The sequence below is a fragment of the Adonisia turfae CCMR0081 genome (assembly GCF_011009555.1).
In the GTDB taxonomy this organism is placed as follows: domain Bacteria; phylum Cyanobacteriota; class Cyanobacteriia; order Phormidesmidales; family Phormidesmidaceae; genus Leptothoe; species Leptothoe turfae.
Map to the genome: position 1 here is coordinate 3,569,477 of NZ_QXHD01000004.1, position 18,935 is coordinate 3,588,411.

The 18,935-nt window shown below is 54.5% G+C and carries 3 protein-coding genes; 1 reads left to right on the forward strand and 2 read right to left on the reverse strand.

Annotation, left to right across the window (positions count from 1 at the left end):
- Positions 1–2 precede the first annotated feature (2 nt).
- Positions 3–1,157 (reverse strand): MupA/Atu3671 family FMN-dependent luciferase-like monooxygenase, encoded by a 1,155-nt coding sequence (locus tag DXZ20_RS19575; RefSeq protein WP_250565839.1) that lies wholly within the window; start codon positions 1,155–1,157, stop codon positions 3–5.
- A 614-nt stretch (positions 1,158–1,771) separates the two neighbouring features.
- Here DXZ20_RS19575 and DXZ20_RS19580 point away from each other — a divergent pair.
- The gene (locus DXZ20_RS19580) at positions 1,772–3,541 is read left to right on the forward strand and encodes an ABC1 kinase family protein (protein ID WP_163699981.1); all 1,770 of its coding nucleotides are present in this window, start codon (positions 1,772–1,774) and stop codon (positions 3,539–3,541) included.
- Here the strand turns inward: DXZ20_RS19580 and DXZ20_RS19585 are convergent.
- Positions 3,538–18,935 (reverse strand): SDR family NAD(P)-dependent oxidoreductase (locus DXZ20_RS19585; protein WP_431732084.1); only part of this gene is annotated, 15,398 nt, incomplete at its 5' end. The two genes, DXZ20_RS19580 and DXZ20_RS19585, sit on opposite strands and share 4 nt — an antisense overlap.

Genomic DNA, 18,935 nt, shown 5'->3' on the forward strand with positions numbered 1-18,935 from the left:
ACTTAGCCCGCTAGATGTCTAGATTCTCGGTTACGGTTAACCAGTTCCCCCACATATTCGAGTGATTGCTGCACCGCACTGTATTCAACACCGAAGTCCTGCAACAATGCGATGTCATTCACCCCGGCAGCGATCACCTGATCGATCTGTCTCTGACAATCTGTCAACGGTCCAAAAATACCGCCCGTTTGTAAATACCGGGCATAAGAATAATCAACAATCCGATCAACTTCTGAATCGTTAAAATGCTTGCCTACCGCTTTCATCTGAGGCAAAACACTGCTAGCAATATACTCCTTAAATGGTCCGGAAACGACATGCTGCACCCAGTCCATGTCCGGGTGCACAAAGGTGTGCATCAGCAATGAGACAATTCCGGTTTCTGGATCAAAACCTGCAGCAGCACGCGCCTGGCGATAGCGGCCAATCTTTTTGGCTAACGCATTCACATTGTCGGGCAGCAGCATCGTAAAAATGTTGTAGCCCATACTACCAGCACGCTCAAATCCCTGTTCAGAGAATGTGGAATACCAAACATTTAGTTCTGGCTGAATGGGGCGCGGATACACTGATATGGGGAACATCTCTCCACCGGGTCCCGGAAAGTCAACCGTTTCTCCACGCCAGAGTTTTTGAATGATGGGAATCCGCTGATCACGCAGTTTGAAACGATTCTCGTAGGTTTCAGGGGAAAGGACAAAATCGGGTTTATTCCAGCCGCTACCGAATCCCAAATCCACTCGACCATTCGACAAGATATCGACCATGGCCCAATTCTCAACAATTTCAGCAGGGTGATGCAACGTGACAGAAACCGCAGCCGCCCGCAACCGCACATGGTTCGTCAATGGGGCGAAGTATGCCGCCACAACCGCATTATTGGCATAGATCGCGCCAAACTCATGGAAATGCCTCTCAGGAAAACAGACGGCTTCAAATCCTGCATGGTCGGCAAATTCAACCAGCTCTCTCACAAATGCATACTTGCTGCGATTGGAAATGGCCTTACGGACATCAGAGAAAAATATGCAACTGAAGGTCACGTTGGTTAAGCCACCACCAGCGTCCTGGGACAACATTGACGTTGAAGACCTGGATGGCTCCACAACAATGTTCTTAGAGAACAAATCTGTTAATCGCTGATTAACCGTGCTCATCGATCACCCTTCAATTCTGCAGGTTCTGTATCAAATCTCAACTCGCGATCGCTTGTCTAATAGGAGCGTGAGCCAAGCAGCGTGAATTGTTCGAAATATGAGCTAACTACAACTATGAAGATATCTGAAGGTTAGATCAAAAAGATCATGGCCACAATTTCTATCGTACTTCTGAACCGTTTCGATGACAACTTTAAACGTTACGACCTCACCCTTCAGACTCTCGACATTTGAGCATAGCTACCCATGGGTGTATTTGAGACGTGAGATTTGAGACGCTAAATTTGATTTATTACGTCTATCAGACATTCTAAATTCAGAACGTGCTAAATAATACAAAATAATACAGGGAGATTGCAACCGATTTCCTGGGAAGCTAGTAGAATGCCTTTCACAATCGAGTGTAAATTTTTCTTATCACGGTTTATCCAATGTAATTAGACAAGAGAAAGAAACTATTTCTTAAAAAGAAATAGTCGCTCTCCGCATGTGCTTGGTCATCCGAATCGCACCAACAGATTTCAGAGTGGAATGAATCGCTGTAGCCGATCAACCATCGCTGATGCTCCGTCAAATGGTAAATGTTATCTTGCGTCGAGCCCTAAAATGCCACCATGCTAAAGAAAAGCCAATGTACAACGCCATTACTACAACCATCGGAGAAAAAGGCGTTGCAAGAAGTGCCGGTCAGTAAACCGCAATTTTGGCGGATCTTCTTTATCTTAGGTCGACTGTTGCTGTTGGTGCTCAATTTTTTGCGTGACATCGTTCTGCAAGGTTCTGAAGAGGGCAGAGCAGCCAAGGTGCGTGAGTTTCTAGAACTCTTAGGCGGCATGTGGATCAAAGTGGGGCAGATATTCGCCATGCGAACCGATTTGTTTTCACTAGAGTTTTGTAGGGAACTTGCAAAACTTCAGGATCGCGCCATGATATTTTCACCCCAACTTTCTATGGAGATCATTGAGGCGCAGTTGGGAACTTCTATCGATGAAGTATTTGATGATTTCGAGCTGGAACCGTTTGCCGCCGCCTCTCTCTCTCAGGTGCACAAGGCGAGGCGCAAACAGGCAGGTAACTGGGTGGTCATTAAAGTTCAACGTCCCTACGCAGCCGAATATTTTCGATATGACTTTAACTTGTTGAACCTGGCATTCAATCTTCTGGGTCAATTCAAGGCCCTACAGTATTTAAGGTTAGATGAAATGCTTCAGGAAATTCAGGCGAGCATGGAAGAGGAGTTGGACTATCGGTTGGAGGCCAGCAACATGCTCAGGCTCAAGCAAACACTTACTGATCATGGAATCTATGTGCCTGATGTCTATCTGGAGTTCAACACCGACCGTGTTCTTGTCATGGAATTCATTGACGGTGTATTTGTTAGTGATTTCAACAGTGTATTAAGGGACGATCCTAAAAGAGTCAAGCACTGGCTTGCAGAAAATAACATTGATCCCTGTAAAGTTGCCCAGGAACTCTTACAAAGTGCTTTCAGACAACTGTATGAAGATTTACTTTTTCATGGTGATTTACATTCGGGCAATATTATTCTTCTGAGAAACAGCAAGCTGGCGTTGATTGATTTTGGCAGTGTTGGCAGACTCGATCCGAAGTTTGCTGCCCAGTACGATCAATATTTCCGAGCTATGGCCGAAGGGGCATTTGACAAGGCAGCCGAGCTATTATTGCTCACCATGGGCCAACTGCCACCGATAGACCTCGTGAAAGTGAAAAGGCGAATTGTCCGAGTACTCAACAAACAGGCAGCCCGCAGCATGATCAAGAATCTGCCTTACTACGAAAAGTCCATTGGCAGCTCTTCAGCCGAACTCGGTCAAATCATGGCCGAGTTCAAAATTGGTGTGAATTGGCAGTACCTGAGGATGAGACGTACTTTTGACACATTAGACCAAAACATCAGCATTCTGAATCCAGGGTTTGATTTTGTAGCGGAAATACAGATGTATCTGGAAGGAAAATTTCGCCGGATGAAATGTAAGCAAATACAACAGCCACCGGACATGATGCAACGCATCAATGACTTGTATGAACTACTGACACCTGCACTCACCAGACGAGCGTTTGAGTTTGAAGGAGAAGTCTCGCTCGAATCTCGCTTGGCGGCCATGGTATTGCAAAGTATTACCCTCGCCATGTGGCTTGTTCTGATCCTTTGCTTTGGAATCTATCTCTATCAATACCACTACTCTATTGTGGGAAATCTTCACCTGACGAGCAACTGGTTCACCCATTGGCTCGATTCAATTCCCCCTATTCACCCATATGCTTGGTATCTGCTTGGTTCTGTCATGATTGTCATCATCTTTCGAACCAGTCGATTCGCGTCCTCTCTTTTGGAGCCGGTTGTGCAGCTGCCACGGGATTAATTTGATGAATTGTCTTTCACTTCCTTATTTAGTTTTTCCATCAGTAAATTTAGCGTCGGATACTCAATCAGCCATCGGGGTTGCACTGGACAATTTAAATGCTTTTCTAATGTGGTGGCCAGTTGCATGGCAATAATCGAATCCAATCCGTAATCCTGGAGTGGATGGTTCCAATCCAGTTCACTTTCCGGAATCTTCAGGGTCTTCTTGATACTGGCCAAAATGGCCGCTCGTAATGGATTTGAGTCTTTAGACGCTGGCTTAGGGCTAATTGCGACTTGGATTGGGCTGTTAGAGGGCTGTTGCCCAGTATCAATACGAGCACCGTTGCTGTTGCGTTTCTTTCCAGCAGGCCGTTCAGCAGGTCGTGAAAACGAATCAGCAGCACGGATCACCCGAATGATTTCAGCTTGGATGGAGTCAGTCAGATCCTGGTCGGGAACTGAATCCAAGAACCGAGCCAGATCCAAATCCGTCCATTGCTGGTGCTCATAAGCTTTGATTCCGTTTGCGATCGCCTCTTCACTGACATGGCTATCCGCCCCCAGCCCCAGCGTGCGCCGCACCCGCTCGCGATCAAAAACGGCCATAAAGCCCACCACACTGGTGTCATACCTGACAGAGGCCTGCATCAGGGCCATGGCAGAGGCCGCATCAATGGCATCCATACCCATGCCGCGCAGGCGTTCCAGTCGTTTAGGCAACTGTTCTGAGGAGACCACACCATCCACATCCCACTGTCCCCAACAGATGGACCGGGTCCGCCCTGAACGTCGTCCCTGGGAGACTTGTTGGTCGCGAAACCGAGCCAGGGTATTTTGATACGCTGCGGAGAAGGCATAATCCGGCGAGCCCTGGATACCAAATGCCGCCATTGAGGAATACATCAGAAAAAAGTCCAACGGTTCATCGGCGGTCACGGCATCAAGGTTTAAACCACCCATGACCTTGGCCGCCATCACATCAATAAAATCATGGAAATTCTTCTGAACAATCGGGGCATCGGCCACCCGCCGCGCCATATGGATCACCCCGTTGAGTGTTACCCCCTCGGCCTTGACGGACGCCATCGCCTGCCTCAAGGCAGTTTGGTCCACAATATCGACGGAGCGATAGAACACCGTGGCACCAGCAGCCCTGATCCGGTTTAACGCTGCCTCTGCTTGATGTTCCCCACGCCGAGAAAAGATCACCAACCGCGCTTGATACCGACGGCCCAATTCTTCGCAAACCTGCAATCCAGCAGGGCCAAGGGCACCCACCATCAGGTATGTGGCCCCCTGACGAAATACATTAAGCTCATCCGCAGGCGGCATTGATTCAGCCGCCCGCAATTCGTAACGTTGTCCCTGTTCGTAACGGACCATGGGCACCATCGCCACTGGCAGTTCCTGGGTTTCATCGCACAGCCATTCCTGGACTATTCTCAAAGCTGTGCGTCCGTCTGTAGCTGATGCGGCGTCATGGGACACCACCCGATAGCGATGGTTCACCGACTCTGCCATCGCGGACTTAAATAATCCCGCCAAGGCCTCACCGTACAACCAGTGTGCAGCGGTGGGTTCCGTATAACAACAATAGAAACGTGTCGACCTGGCATGCATCACCCGCATCACAGACTGAACAGCGGCAAACACCTGAGCAAGCTGATCGATGCCGTCATCGACTATCGGTGGCACACACAGAAAAATGGTGAGGGGTTGAGTGACATCCCCCCGAACAATGGCAGCCAACAGGGTTTCATCCAACCCATGGGTGTCAAGGGATAAATGCCTCACCGTCCAGGTATTGGCTGGATATTCAGCCAGCCTGGCGACGGTCTCGCAAACCTTCGTGATGGCGTCTGCATCTTCTAATTTTGCACTGATAACCAGCACTTCGTTCGTCTTGACCGCATCGATTCTTGGCGTCCAATCAGCCACCTCAAGCGGGGCCGCATACCAGTCTTCCTGGCAAGTCAAAAACTCTTTCTCAAGCGGGGCCGCACCCCAGTCTTCCTGGTAAGCCAGAAACTCTTTTTTTCCAGAAATATTTTGGGGTGTGCCCAGGGAAGCCGCCAGAATCTGTTGCCCCAATTCGTGGGATTCCCCACAGGGAAACACCACCGATGCGAAGCCCTCCTCTCTTAGCACCTTTTCCCAAGTCTCGGGATATAGAGCCGGTGAGCCAGGGATGCGTAATTCGTTGTCTTCATTCAGCCACCAGCCATCTAGCAGCCCAAAGGTGAGATGCCCGAGCAAAGACTTGCGGCTGATTTCGTTAATTAACAAGAGCCCATTGGACCGTAGCACCGAACGGGCATGACCCACGGTACGCCGGATGTTGCGCGTGGCATGCAACACATTGCTAGCAATAACAAAGTCGTATTGTCCCTGGGCCACACCCTGTTCTGTAGGCGGTCGTTCCACATCGAACAGTTGAGCACGAACAAAGGGATAGTCTGGAACAAATTGCTCTTCGGCATGGAACTGAAACGATTTGGAAATATCCGTGTGACAATATTCGACCACATGCTGACCAAAGGCTTTGAGGCATGGCAATACAGCAGCGGTCATGCCACCGGTACCGGCACCGATCTCAAGGATGCGAATGCGAGCCTCAGGATCGGCGGCAATACGCTGTTCGATGCAACTCGTCAGTGTGCGACTGAGGATCTCGTTGAACAGGTCTGAAACCGGATTGCCTTGATAAAACGGTTCCACCAGCTCTAGTGAAGCATCTGGGAACATCACTTCCACGGCGGTGCGATCGCCTTGTAGAATCTCTGGCAAGGAGCGCAGGCAAGCCTCAATCAAGGGAAACTGGGCCTGCTTGAGTGGATCACGGCTTTCAATCTGCTGCTGCAAGTCCCACAGAGTCCAGAGGGATGTAAGGCTGGGTGGATGAGCATCGGGGGTGACAAACTTGCCAGCAGAATAATCCAGCTGCCCCCGCCGGACAAAGTCTTGGAGAGCTGCCTGTAGCCAACGTTCGTATCCCTGACGAATCTTGCCAGCGGCCATGGCTGCAGACAAGTCAAAAGAGCCTCGTTGAAACAGCCCCATGGCTTGCAATATGCCCCATAGCAATTGGGCCAACAAGTCTTCTAAAGCAGCTGGCACAAAGTCCCTGGCAACTCCGAGAGGATCAAGGTCCTTTAGAGTCAGCGTTGGCAGTTGCAGGGGGGAGAGTAGTGGACGTTGCGTGGCTGAGGATTGAGGCAGGGTACTGCTGCCCCCTGGGTTTTCTGCCACTGCATCTACCCAGCAGCGATGGCGGGCAAACGGGTAGGTGGGCAAACTGATGCGCCTTGGCCTGGCACTGCCATACAAACGGTGCCAATCCACATCCAGGCCTTTTACCCACAATTGCAAAACGCTATCGAGATTGCCCTGTTGCATCCCCTGGTCAACAGTTTCCATAAAGGCATCATCATCCACGAGGGCCTGGACCGTTTCATCATGGGGGTTGACCTGCCCCCGAAAGTACCGGGCATGACCGGGCGCATCCGCCAGAAATCCCTGTAGCGCTTGAATCAGTTCATCCATCGAATCCACAATAAAAGCCAGCCGTTCCTCCAGTTCAGCCCTGCCTACCTGGAGGGTGTAGGCCAATGACGGTAACTCGATGGCATCTGGGGTCTCGGTGGCAATTAAATGATCATGTAACTGACGGACTACTGTTTGTAATTGGTCTACTCGTCTGGCGGAAAGCACGATGACCACGGGGGATGGCCCACTCGGTGCTGGCGACGCAGAGGGTGGTCCCACATAGTCTTCCAACACCAGATGGGCATTGGTGCCACTGAATCCGAAGGCGCTCACGGCAGCCCGACGAGGGGAAGACGGCTCCGTTGGCCAGGCCTTGAGTTCGGTATTTACATAGAACGGCGACTCGGCAAACTTGAAGTGGCGATTTGGCTTTTTAAAGTGCAAACTGGCGGGCAGTTGTTGGTGCTGCATGCCCAGCAGTGTCTTTTGTACGCCTGCCACACCAGCCGCCGCCGAGGTGTGACCAATGTTGCTCTTCACCGAGCCCAGGGCGCAGAATTGCTGACCATCGGTTGACTGACGGAAGGCCGTAGTTAAGGCCTCTAGCTCGATTGGGTCGCCTAGCCTGGTGCCGGTGCCATGGGTTTCGACATAACTGATGGTGCTGGGGTCGATGCCATAGGTAGTGTAGATGCTCTGCAATAGATCGATCTGGCGCTGGGCACTGGGGGCGGTGATGCCATTGGTTTTGCCATCCTGGTTGATGCCAGAAGCGATGATCAGTCCATAAATGTGATCACCGTCCCTTTCTGCATCGGCAAGACGTTTTAAAACCACACTGCCAGCCCCTTCTCCAGGGACAAACCCATTGGCATCATCATCAAAGGCTTTGCATTGGCCGTCAGGCGACACCATACCAGCGGCGCACATGCCCACATAGGATTCTGGAATCAGATACAGGCTGACACCTCCCGCCAGGGCCATGTCAATCTCCCGCTGTCTGAGGGCCTGGCAGGCGAGATGAATGGCCACTAAAGAGGAAGAACAGGCGGTATCAACGGGGATTGCCGGTCCCTTTAGATTGAGGAAATAGGGAATTCGGGCCGCGCCGATGGCAAAACTATTGCCAGTGTTGGTTAACTCGGCCTGACGCTGCTGGAGCAAAAAGGCGTACTCATAGCTCATCACCCCCATGTAGACGCCACAGTTGACATTGCTCAGCAGGCGGGGACCGTAGCCCGCATCCTCAAAGGCCCGGTAGCCTTCTTCTAAAAACAACCGATGCTGCGGGTCCATGCCTTCGGCTTCGGCAGGGGAGATGCCGAAAAACAATGGGTCGAAACAGTCGACCTCATCCAGGGCACCCAACCATTTGCAGTAGATCTTGCCCGGTGTGGAAGGATTAGGATCAAAATAGGCATCCACATTCCAGCGATCGCGAGGAATTTCACGAATGGAATTCTGACCGACAGCCAGGTTCTGCCAGAACTGCTCCAGATCCTTAGCCTGCGGATATCGGCCTGACATGCCGACGACGGCGATGGGTTCGGGGGGTGGGGGGGATGACGGCTGGCGATCGCGACTAGCAACGGACGTCTCTAATGGGTGTGCTGGGGGAGACGGAGAAGAGAGGGAAGCGGGGGCCGGTGGCGGCACGGTGGGTGGGACAGGCAGGATGTTCTTGAGGTGCTGCGCCAGCACCTGGATAGTCGGGTAATCGTAAACCCGAGTTGCCGATAAATTCACGCCAAATTCCGTATTGATAGCGTGCACCCATTCCACACCGACAATGGAATCTAGGCCAAAATCGACAAAAGGCTTCTTGGTGTCGATGGCCTTGGGTTCAATGAACAGCGCCTTGGCTAAACTGGTGACTAAGAAGGTCTCTAATTGGGTCGTTGTGAATCCATGGGCGGGCTCTTGCACGGTCGATGTGGGTGTCGATATGGGTGTCGGTGTGGGTGCTGACCCATTGGATATGGGTGCCTCGGATACGGGTCCATCGGAGTTGGCGGTTGCCCCATCGGAGTTGGCGGTTGCCCCATCGGAGTTGGCGACCCTGGGGGTGGCAGGTTCTGTTGCCTGGGTTGTGTCGGCTAAGGCCTGCCGTAAATATGTGGCCAATTGACGGATGGTGGGAAAATCGTACACTCGGGTGGCCGATAGGCTCAGTCCGAACTCCTTGTTGATGGCATGGACCCATTCAACGCCAACGATGGAATCCAGGCCCATGTCGATATAGGGTTGATTGATTGCGATCGCCCCTTCATCAATAAACAGAGCCTTGGCCAGACTCCTCTTTAAGCTACGGATTAGCGTTCCTTCGGAGAGTTGCGGCTCAGGGCTATTGGACAAGGGCGATGTGGCCATATCCTGTAGATCCGGGGCCACCGGAACGCTCAGATTACGCAGTAAGAGATTCTTGGGTTTGGCAGCAGGGCTGACAAAATTCATCTGGTTACCTGGGGCTTGAGCAAGCACTCTCTGGATCTTCTGCAATGGCGGCGTCGAGAACCCTGTGGGCGTTGGCCTGGAAACGGCATGGGTCAGGATTGGCCGATCACCATCACCGGACAGTTCCCCCGGTGCAATCCAATACCGTTCTCGGGCAAACGGATAAGTGGGGGCGGCCAGACGGCGCGGTGGTAGGGTCCGATAACGTTGATGCCAGTTGACCGGATGCCCCTGCACCCAGGCCTGGGCCAGCCTGGTCGGGTCTAGACTGCTGGGATTGATAGTGGTCGCTGCCCCGGTCGAGATTTCCTGTTCGTGATCCACTTGTCCCCGACAACAGTCTTTACCCAGGGGTTGGCCATCAATGAAAAGGCTAAGGTTGGCCACCAGCTCAGATTGGGAATGAACCACCATGGCCAGCCGCTGATCCATGGCCTCTCGGCCAACCTGTAGGGTGTAGAGGAAATCGGGTAGCTGGTTGGCTGACACATGGGTTTGCAGGTGGTCCCGCATCGCCCTCGCGTAATCCCTGAGACGGTCTTCATTTTTAGCGGACAGCACAAATACCGCTGGCGGGTTGTCGGCATCGGCTTGCGGGGGATGGATAGTTTCGTCCATGTACTCTTCGAGAATCACATGGGCGTTGGCTCCTCCTGCCCCAAATGATGACAACCCGGCGATGCGGGGATATTCCCTGGGGGTGCCATCAACGTTGACCTGGGGACGGTGCCAGTCCGCCAGTGAGCGCTGTACCTGGAAGGGGGTGTTCTCGAAAGAAATGTTCGGATTCAAGCGATCGGCATGCAGGCTGGGTGCCAGTTTTCCGTGCTTCATCTGCAAGAGAATTTTGGTCAGCCCTGCCATCCCGGCAGCGGCCTCCAGGTGACCGATATTGGACTTGACCGACCCCAATGCGCAGAAGCCCACGTCTGTGGTGTCATGGTGAAAGGCCTGGGTGAGGCCAGTGACCTCAATCGGGTCCCCCAGCGCCGTCCCGGTGCCGTGGGCCTCCACATAACTGACGGTGCGTGCGTGGATGCCTGCTAGATCTAATGTTTTGCGGATCAACTCGGCCTGGGCCTTGGGGTTAGGAACGGTATAGCCGTTGGTCTTACCCCCATGGTTGACCGCCGTCGCCCGAATCACACCGTGGATATGGTCCCGATCCTGCAAGGCCTGGGCCAGGGGTTTTAAGATCACAACGCCGACGCCCTCGCCGGGGACAAAACCGTCGCCCCCCTCCCCAAAACTGCGGCATTTCCCGCCCTTAGAAAGCATTTTCAGGGCCGATAGCTCAACATAGTTGGTGGGGTGCAGGTAAAGATTGACCCCACCTGCGATCGCCATTGGACAAACACCCTGACGTAATCGCTCACAGGCCTCATGGATGGCAACCAACGAGGAGGAGCACATGGTATCAATGGGCATGCTGGGGCCATGCAGGTTCAGCAGATAGGAGACCCGATTAGCCACGGATCCAAAGGACGTGTGGGGATAAAACAGTTTTCCATGCTGACGCCACTCCGCCCCGTGCAGGTCATAACCGGTCTTGGTGATGCCAGCAAACACACCGACATTGCCATCAAACCGAGATTGCAGGGTTTCCCGAGTGTAGCCAGCATCCTCCAGCGCGGCCCAGGCCGATTGCAAGAACAGCCGTTCCTGGGGGTCCATACTCATGGCTTCGCGCCCCGAAATGTTAAAGAACTGGGGGTCAAACTCCGCGAACCCGTCAAGGAAGCTGCCCCACTTGCCATAGCTCATGGCCTGGGCCACCGCTTCCTCCGGTTGCTCCAGATAAAATCCCTCCAGGGACCAACGCTCGGGTGGGATTTCCGTTACACCATCCTGGCCCACAGACAGATTGGACCAGAAGGCCGCTAGCGAATCTGCTTGGGGATAATGACCGCTAATGCCAATGATGGCAATCGGTTCCTGGCGGGGTCCGCCGGTTGCCTTGATAGCCCCGGCGGCCAAAGCGGTCGGGACCGCTGCACTGACAGCTGGTGTGGGATTACCACTAGACTTACCCCCAAAACCACACCAGCGCTGGCAATCCTCTGGATGGTCTGCCACGAAATAATCCGTCAGGGCACTCAAGGTTTGATATTCGAAAAATAGGGTCTTGGAAATTTCCCCAAAGACGGCTTCAAGATCTTGATTGAGATCTGTGATCAGGATCGAATCAATGCCATAGCGCTCAAAGGGCTCCTGGGAGGCAATCCGTTCCGGTGACAGTTTAAGGCGTGCGCCCAACAACTGTTTGAGTTGCTGTAGCGTTGCGGCCCTCAGGGCCTGCTGATCAATCGGCCCAGTCTGGCGGACTGTTTCAGCCTTATGCGGTGTCCCAAACAACCGCTGCCGAATGGTGGCAAGATCTCCAGTAACCACACCCACCTGGGGGTGTTTGGCCATCAGTGCCTGGTAAAAGGCCTGGATGCCGATGGTGGTCTGCATCGCCTTCATGCCGGTCCGTTGGTGCATCAGCGCCACCGTGGCCGCATCCACCTGCATGCCCCCCTGCTGCCAAAGGGGCCAATTGATGGACAGGGTTTGGCCAAATCGTTGCCCTGCGGCCACGAGTCTTTGTCGCTGGGTGGCGAACTGATCCATAAACCCATTGGCAGCGGCATAGTCGGCCTGGCCCAAATTGCCGGTCACCGCCGCCCCGGAAGAAAACATGGCAAAAAAGTCTAAAGGAGTAGCGGCCAGACTTTGGTCAAGGTTAACGGTGCCCTGGACCTTAGGGGCTAGAACAGCTCTAAACTCGTCATCTGGCTTGTGGATGAGGTAATTATCCCGGTGAATTCCTGCTGCATGGATTACGCCATTCAAGGGGCCGTGGTTAGCCTGAATATCCAAAATCAGGGCCTGTACCTGCTGCGGTTGACTGATATCGACCTGGCGATAGTCAATGCGGGTGCCGTTCTGTGCGATCGCATTAAGGCGGGCTTCCTTTTCTAATGTGAGGGGTGATCGGCCAATGAGCACAAGGGTGGCCTGATTAACCCGACTGGCAATTTCACTGGCAAAAATCAAACCGATACCACCGGCCCCACCGGTAATCAGATAAATGCCTTGGTCCTTCCAGGGCAGGCCAGAGGCAGACAGGTCACCAGGACTTAATTCATGCCATCGGAGGACCTGTCGAACCCCATTTTCGTAGCGGATCAGAGTGTCCTGGGCGCAGCGGGCATTAGCTTCGATTTTAGTCAGCAGTCCCTGGTCGGTGTCCCTGACATCCAGGGCGATCACCTGCCCCTCCAGTTTTGGATTCTCCTGCTGGGCAGTGTGCAATAACCCGGCAATGCCCAGCAACACCGAGGCCTCTGCATCGTCAGGAATCACCACCTGCACCAGGGTTTTTGTTCTGCCATGGGATTGCAGTCTATTGCGGACGTGCTGAAAGACCTGCAAGGAAAAGTCGGTATAGGCGGTATCCAGCGGGGTTGAGTGCCGGTCTAAACGGATGACCGAGGCATTGGCTGTCGCCAGCCGTTCGCAGCTCCGTTCTATGGCAGTAGTGGTTTCAGCACAAAGGATAATCAGTCGCTGCATCCCTTCAGGCATAGGCACACCGGAGGGAACTGGGGCCGTTTGCCAGGTGGGAGATGCGAGCAGGTAGTCGCTGGTGTCAGCACCATCAAGGGGCGTAGGCGCTGTAGCCGCCAAGACAGGTGCAGCCCCCATGCCTGTTTGGGTGGCTCCGTTTGCCCAATAGCGTTCCTTGGCAAAGGGGTACGTGGGCAAATGGATGCGGACCGGTTTGCGATCGCCATACAGCCGCTGCCAATCCACTGACCCTCCCTGGAACCAATAATCAGCAATGGCTTCAAACCTCTCCTCTGCCAGCCATTGAGACAGTTGGTCAGGAGAGTTAGCTGCCAGGCTGCCATCAGTTCTCCCCGAGGCCCCATCCGCTAACCAGTCAGTCAGCGCTTGCTGTAGTTCAGCCAGGTTATGGACGACCAATGCCATACGGCAATTCATCGCTTCGCGGCCCGTTTGTAGCGTATAGGCAAGATTCCTGAGGGTCCCTGGCCCGGCAGCCCGCAGAGTGTCACGCAAATACCCCCGCAACTGTTGCACCACCTGTCTGAGCCGCCGCTCATCTTTGGCGGAAAGCGGCACGATCGCAGGATTCGATGGCATTTGAACCGACTCATCCGTGGGTGCCGACAGCGGCGGCTGATACTCACGAATCACAAAATGGACATTGGTGCCACTGTGGCCAAAGGAACTCAAAGCCGCCATTAAGGGCTTGCCATCATCCCTCGACCAATCCGTTGTCTGAGCAGGAATAAAGAAGGGGGCATGGTCAAATTCAATCCGGGGGTTGAGGGTTTCAAAATGGGGTAACCCCGGCAGTTTGCGGTGTTGCAACGATAGCAATACCTTGATCAAGCCAATTATCCCGGCCCCGGCAGCCGTGTGACCAATGTGGGCTTTGGCACTGCCCAGGGCGCAATAGTGCTGCCGATTTGTAAATCTGCGAAATGCCTGGGTCAGGGCATTGGCTTCCACCGGGTCCCCCAGACGGGTGCCCGTGCCATGGGCCTCGACATAGCTGATATCCTCTGGGTTGATGCCATAACGCTGATAAACATCGGTGAGCAATTCTTCCTGGGCCACACCGCTGGGGGCTGTGATGCCGTTGCTGGCTCCGTCCTGATTCAGCCCGGAGGCCGCAATCACACCGTAGATGGGATCGCCGTCCCTTTCGGCGTCTGCCAGGCGTTTCAGTGTGACCATACCGACGCCTTCCGACAACACCATGCCATCACCCTCGGCATCAAAGGTGCGGCAGCAACCCGACGGCGACAGCATTTCAATTTCCGATAGTGAAATTAGATGGGCCTGGTTCATCGACGCATAGACGCCCCCCGCCAGGGCCATGGAGCACTCGCCATTTCTGAGGCTTTCACAGGCCAGATGCAGGGCCGTCGCCGCAGAAGAACACCCTGTATTAACCACCAGGGCCGGTCCCCGCAGATTCAGGAAGTAGGATAGCCTGGAGGCAATAATGGCCTCCGATGCCCCCGTAAAGGTCTCATGGAAATAGCCGTTTGGTTCGGAGCCCACAAAGATGCCAGTCTGAACGCCAGCCAAAGATTTTGGATTGTATCCTGCGTCCTCAAGGGCCTTCCAGCCCTCCTGCATAATCAAGCGCTGATGCGGATTCATGGATTCCGCATCGCGGGGGGAAAGATTGAAGAACAAAGGATCAAAACAATCTCGATCCTTTAGCACACCGCCCTGGTGGCAGTAGGTTTTACCCTTTTGCCGCTGTGGGCTGTAGTACGTTTCACGGTCCAGATAATGGGCCGGCAATTCGATCACCGCGTTCTGACCGCTGAGCAGGTGTTGCCAAAAGTCGGGGGGGGTTTGGGCACCAGGGACCTGTAGGGAAAGTCCGATAACGGCAATGTCGGTGGCAGCTGGGGAGGTGCTAGGGGATTGGGAAACGGTCGGTGTTGTCTGCGGCCTTGATCTGGGTGCCTGCCCAGGGCTGGAGGCGGGGGTAGTCTGGGTTCCCAGGGGTTCCTGGGCACCCGGTGTCTCTAACTCGGGGGCTCGATCGGGCGCAGGCGGGGTAATGCGATCGCCATAGGCTTCCAGAACATGGGCACTGAGTCGCTCCACGGTGGGGTAATTGAAAATAATCGTCGTATTCAGGTCAATATCTAACGCTGCACTGACTAAGGTGATAAACTGCGCCCCTAAGATGGAGTCCACACCGTAATCGGAAAATGACACATCCAGTTCGAACCGACTGTCATCCAGCCGCAGGGTCCGAGACAGGCAAGCGACGATCTGCTGTTGCACATAGGCCGATTTGTCTATGGTTGGCACCGTGTGGCTCTCTAGTGGCTGGTGACGCTCCGCCACGGGCAAGGCGATCGGTTCAGGGGCAACTTGAGATCGCTTCTGTCTAATCACGCCGTCGCTTTCCGCCACAATAATTTGCTGGGCCAGGGGTTGGGCCGAGGGCACCGGCAGTTGGATGTGCTTAAAGCCAGTCTCCGCCAAGAGCTGCCGCCAAGCATCGGGGGTCAGGCCGGGACTACCGGGAATCCGCAGGTGAGTATCTTGGGCCAGGGACCAACCGTCGATTAAGCCAAAAATTAAGGTGGCAAATACCGTTTTGGCGGTCATCTCATTGAGCAGTAGCACCCCATTTTCCGCCAGGGCGGCCTTGGCATTGCGCACCGTATTACCCATGGAGTGAGTGGCATGCAATACATTGGTGGCAATCACCAGGTCATAGGTCCCCACCTCCAAACCCTGTGCCGCCAAGGGCTGCTCGATGTCACAAATTTTGTATTCCAGGTAGGGATGGGTCGCACCATACCGCTGGGCGGCATCCATCAAAAACGAATTGGAAATGTCCGTGTAGCAATAGGTTGCGATCGCCTGTTTGAACGGGGCCAGGTGGGGCAGCACTGTGGATGTGGTCCCACCGGTCCCCGCACCAATTTCGAGGATGCGAATTTGGGCTTGAGGATCGACGTCCAGGCGCTGCTGTAACCAGGCAGCAGCAACTTCCGCCAGGGCCGTATTAAAGAAATGGGCGATGGAGTTGTCCTTATAGAGGACTTCCATTTTGTTCACGGCACCTGCCGGAAATAGAATGTCCGTAATTAATGTGTGGCCGCGCACAATGGCAGGCAGTGCCCGAAAGCATTCATCAATGATGGCGGTCAGTGGCCGCATCTCATCATCCTGATCGGTCTGTTGACAAAACGCCTGCCATTGCCGCCAGATCAGCTCAGGGTTTTCAAGCAATGCGGCATCCTCAACGGTGATGGTGCCGTTGTTGAGGTGGACCCATCCCTGTTGGCCAAAGGCCGACATCACCTCATCCCACCAAATCTGATACTTGGCCAGCACCCCCGTGCGCTGTCGCAATGTGGCACTGTTTTCGATGACGCCGTTCTGCAATACACCCATTTGCAAAAACTGGGCCAACAATAATTTCACCATCCAGCCATCCAGCTCAGCCAGAAGCGGATGCACGGCTGGAACTGCAATTGCGGGTGAGAAGTCCGCCAGGGTCGGCAAGCATGACGGCACAACTCTGGGTGCCTGGGCTATGGTCTGATCCAACACCACACCCCGAGGGGGCCTTGAGGCATCGGATTTGATAAAGGCCCATGGGGAGAGGTTGCTACTGATGCACTGTTCTAATACCCCCATGCCCACGTCAGCATTGATCGGCTGTACTCCCTCGGTCTCTTGGAGATGCCGCCTGAGGGTATCCGAGATTCTGGCACCGCCGCCGATGCTCCAAAAGCCCCAGTTGATCACCTTGACAGGGATAGAGCAGATCTGGGAGAGCCCCAGGGCAAAGGCATCTTGGAAGACACAGCCAGCCGCATAGCTGCTCATGCCCCGCACCTTGCCAAAGGAGGCCAGGGACGAGAAGAAAAGGATGACATCCAACGGCGCGTCTGCAAACACCTGGGCAACTCGCACTGTGATATCAACCTTGGAGGAAAGGACGGAGCGGAATTGGGCCTCATCCATAGCCGTTAAACTCTGGTCATAGCTGCCCAGGGCCGAATGCACCACCCCGTGAATCGAGCCGTACTTTTGTTGAACGGCGTTGCGAACCCTCTCCAGGTCACTGACGTTGGCGGCATCCGCCGAAAGATACCAGGGAGCCGCCCCCAGCGCTGCCAGGGCGTCGATTTTGGTTTGAATATCCGGATTCAAGGGCCGCCGTCCCACCCAAATCACCTGGGCCTGCCAATGCTGGATCAGATGTCGAGACAGCACCTCCCCCAGCCCTCCCGCGCCACCAATGATGATGTACGTACCCTGGGTCCGGAACGGTTCTGGGTTGACCGCCAGATCCTGCACCGGTATTAGCGCTTGCTGGAACCACTGGTTTCCCCGGTAGGCCAGGGCTTCCCCTTGAGGGTTGGGGGGGATGGTCCACAGGTCATCCGGCCAGGGCTGGGCGTCCAGATCCAGCAGCCGCACCTGCCATTGGGGAAATTCCTTCGCCATACTGCCGACAAATCCATGGATACCGGCATGGATGGGATGAATGGGCTCCGTCGGAAGCACGGCCTGGGCCTGGTCAGTAATTACGGTCCAACCCAGAGTTTTTTGACCATAGCCCAGGGAAAGCAACGCTTTGACTAACCGAAAAAGTTGAATGACGCCGATGTCCTGGGCCTCAATCACCCGGTCGTCCACTAGCGATAATGGCTCAGTTTCAGGCGCAATCCAGAGGATATGAGCCAACCCTGGTAGGCGATCCAAGACGGCAGACCACGGGTCCAAATCGGCGGTATTGGGCAGCTCCAATGGCTGTGCCGACGGATATTCCTGGCGTACGGCCCTCAGCTGATCCAGCGTGCCGCCAATGATGGCAATGGCGGCATTGCCATCGGGAAATCGCTCCACTGCTTTGGGGCAAACCCCATCCCACACCGGGTGCAACGTCCACTCGGTCACCGTCTGGGCATCTAGCTCCTTAGCAACGGTTTTATGAATGGCGGTGTCATGCACGGCGATGTCATGGACAGCTGGCTTCGACCGTTTTAGTTCTGGCAGCCAATAGCGCTCCCTGGCAAAGGGATAGGTGGGCAAACTGACGATACCGGGTTGGGTGGCCTGGTATAGCCGCGTCCAGTCGATGCTCAGACCTTGGGTCCAGAGTTCCAGCAATTTGCTCAGCTTGCCCCGTTGTATCCAGCGGTCAACCGTCTCGCCGAAGTCCTCGTCGTTGCTAATTAAAGCTAGGGGGGTGCGATCGCGCCCCCTACGCCCCTGAAAACAATTCGCCCCCCGGTTCCGCCCCTGCAAAAACCCATCCAGGTTGTCCAAGAGTTCATCCAGGGTCGACACCGCCATGGCCAACCGTTCATCCATGGCGACGCGACCCAGTTGAAGCGTATAGGCAATGTCTTGCAGTCGCCCGTCCAGCGCTGATCGATGGTCCACCAGAAAATCCTTGAGGCGTTTGGCATACACCTGCAACCGCTCCTGGGTTTTCGCCGATAGAACGATGCCCACCGGGCGGCCCGGCTGGGGAGTAGCCCTGATTGGGGAAGGGGAACCTGTAGCGGCAGGTCCACCGGGATACTCTTCCACCACCACATGGGCGTTAGACCCACCCGCACCAAAGGATGAAAGGCAAGCGATGCGCGGGACTTCCTGGGTGGCATCGTTGACGCCCACGGTGGGTCGCGGCCAATCTGCCAATGTCTGTTGCAGCTGGAACGGAGTATCGTCAAACTCAATATGGGGATTTAACTGGGCTGCATGCAGACTGGGCACCAGCTGTCGATGGCGCATCTGTAGCAAAATCTTCACCAGACCAGCAATGCCAGCTGCCGCCTCCAGATGGCCCAGGTTGGACTTGACCGAGCCCAGAGCACAGAACCCCGTGGCGCTTGTATCCGCTCGAAATGCTTGGGTCAGTCCCTCCACTTCAATCGGGTCGCCCAGGGAGGTGC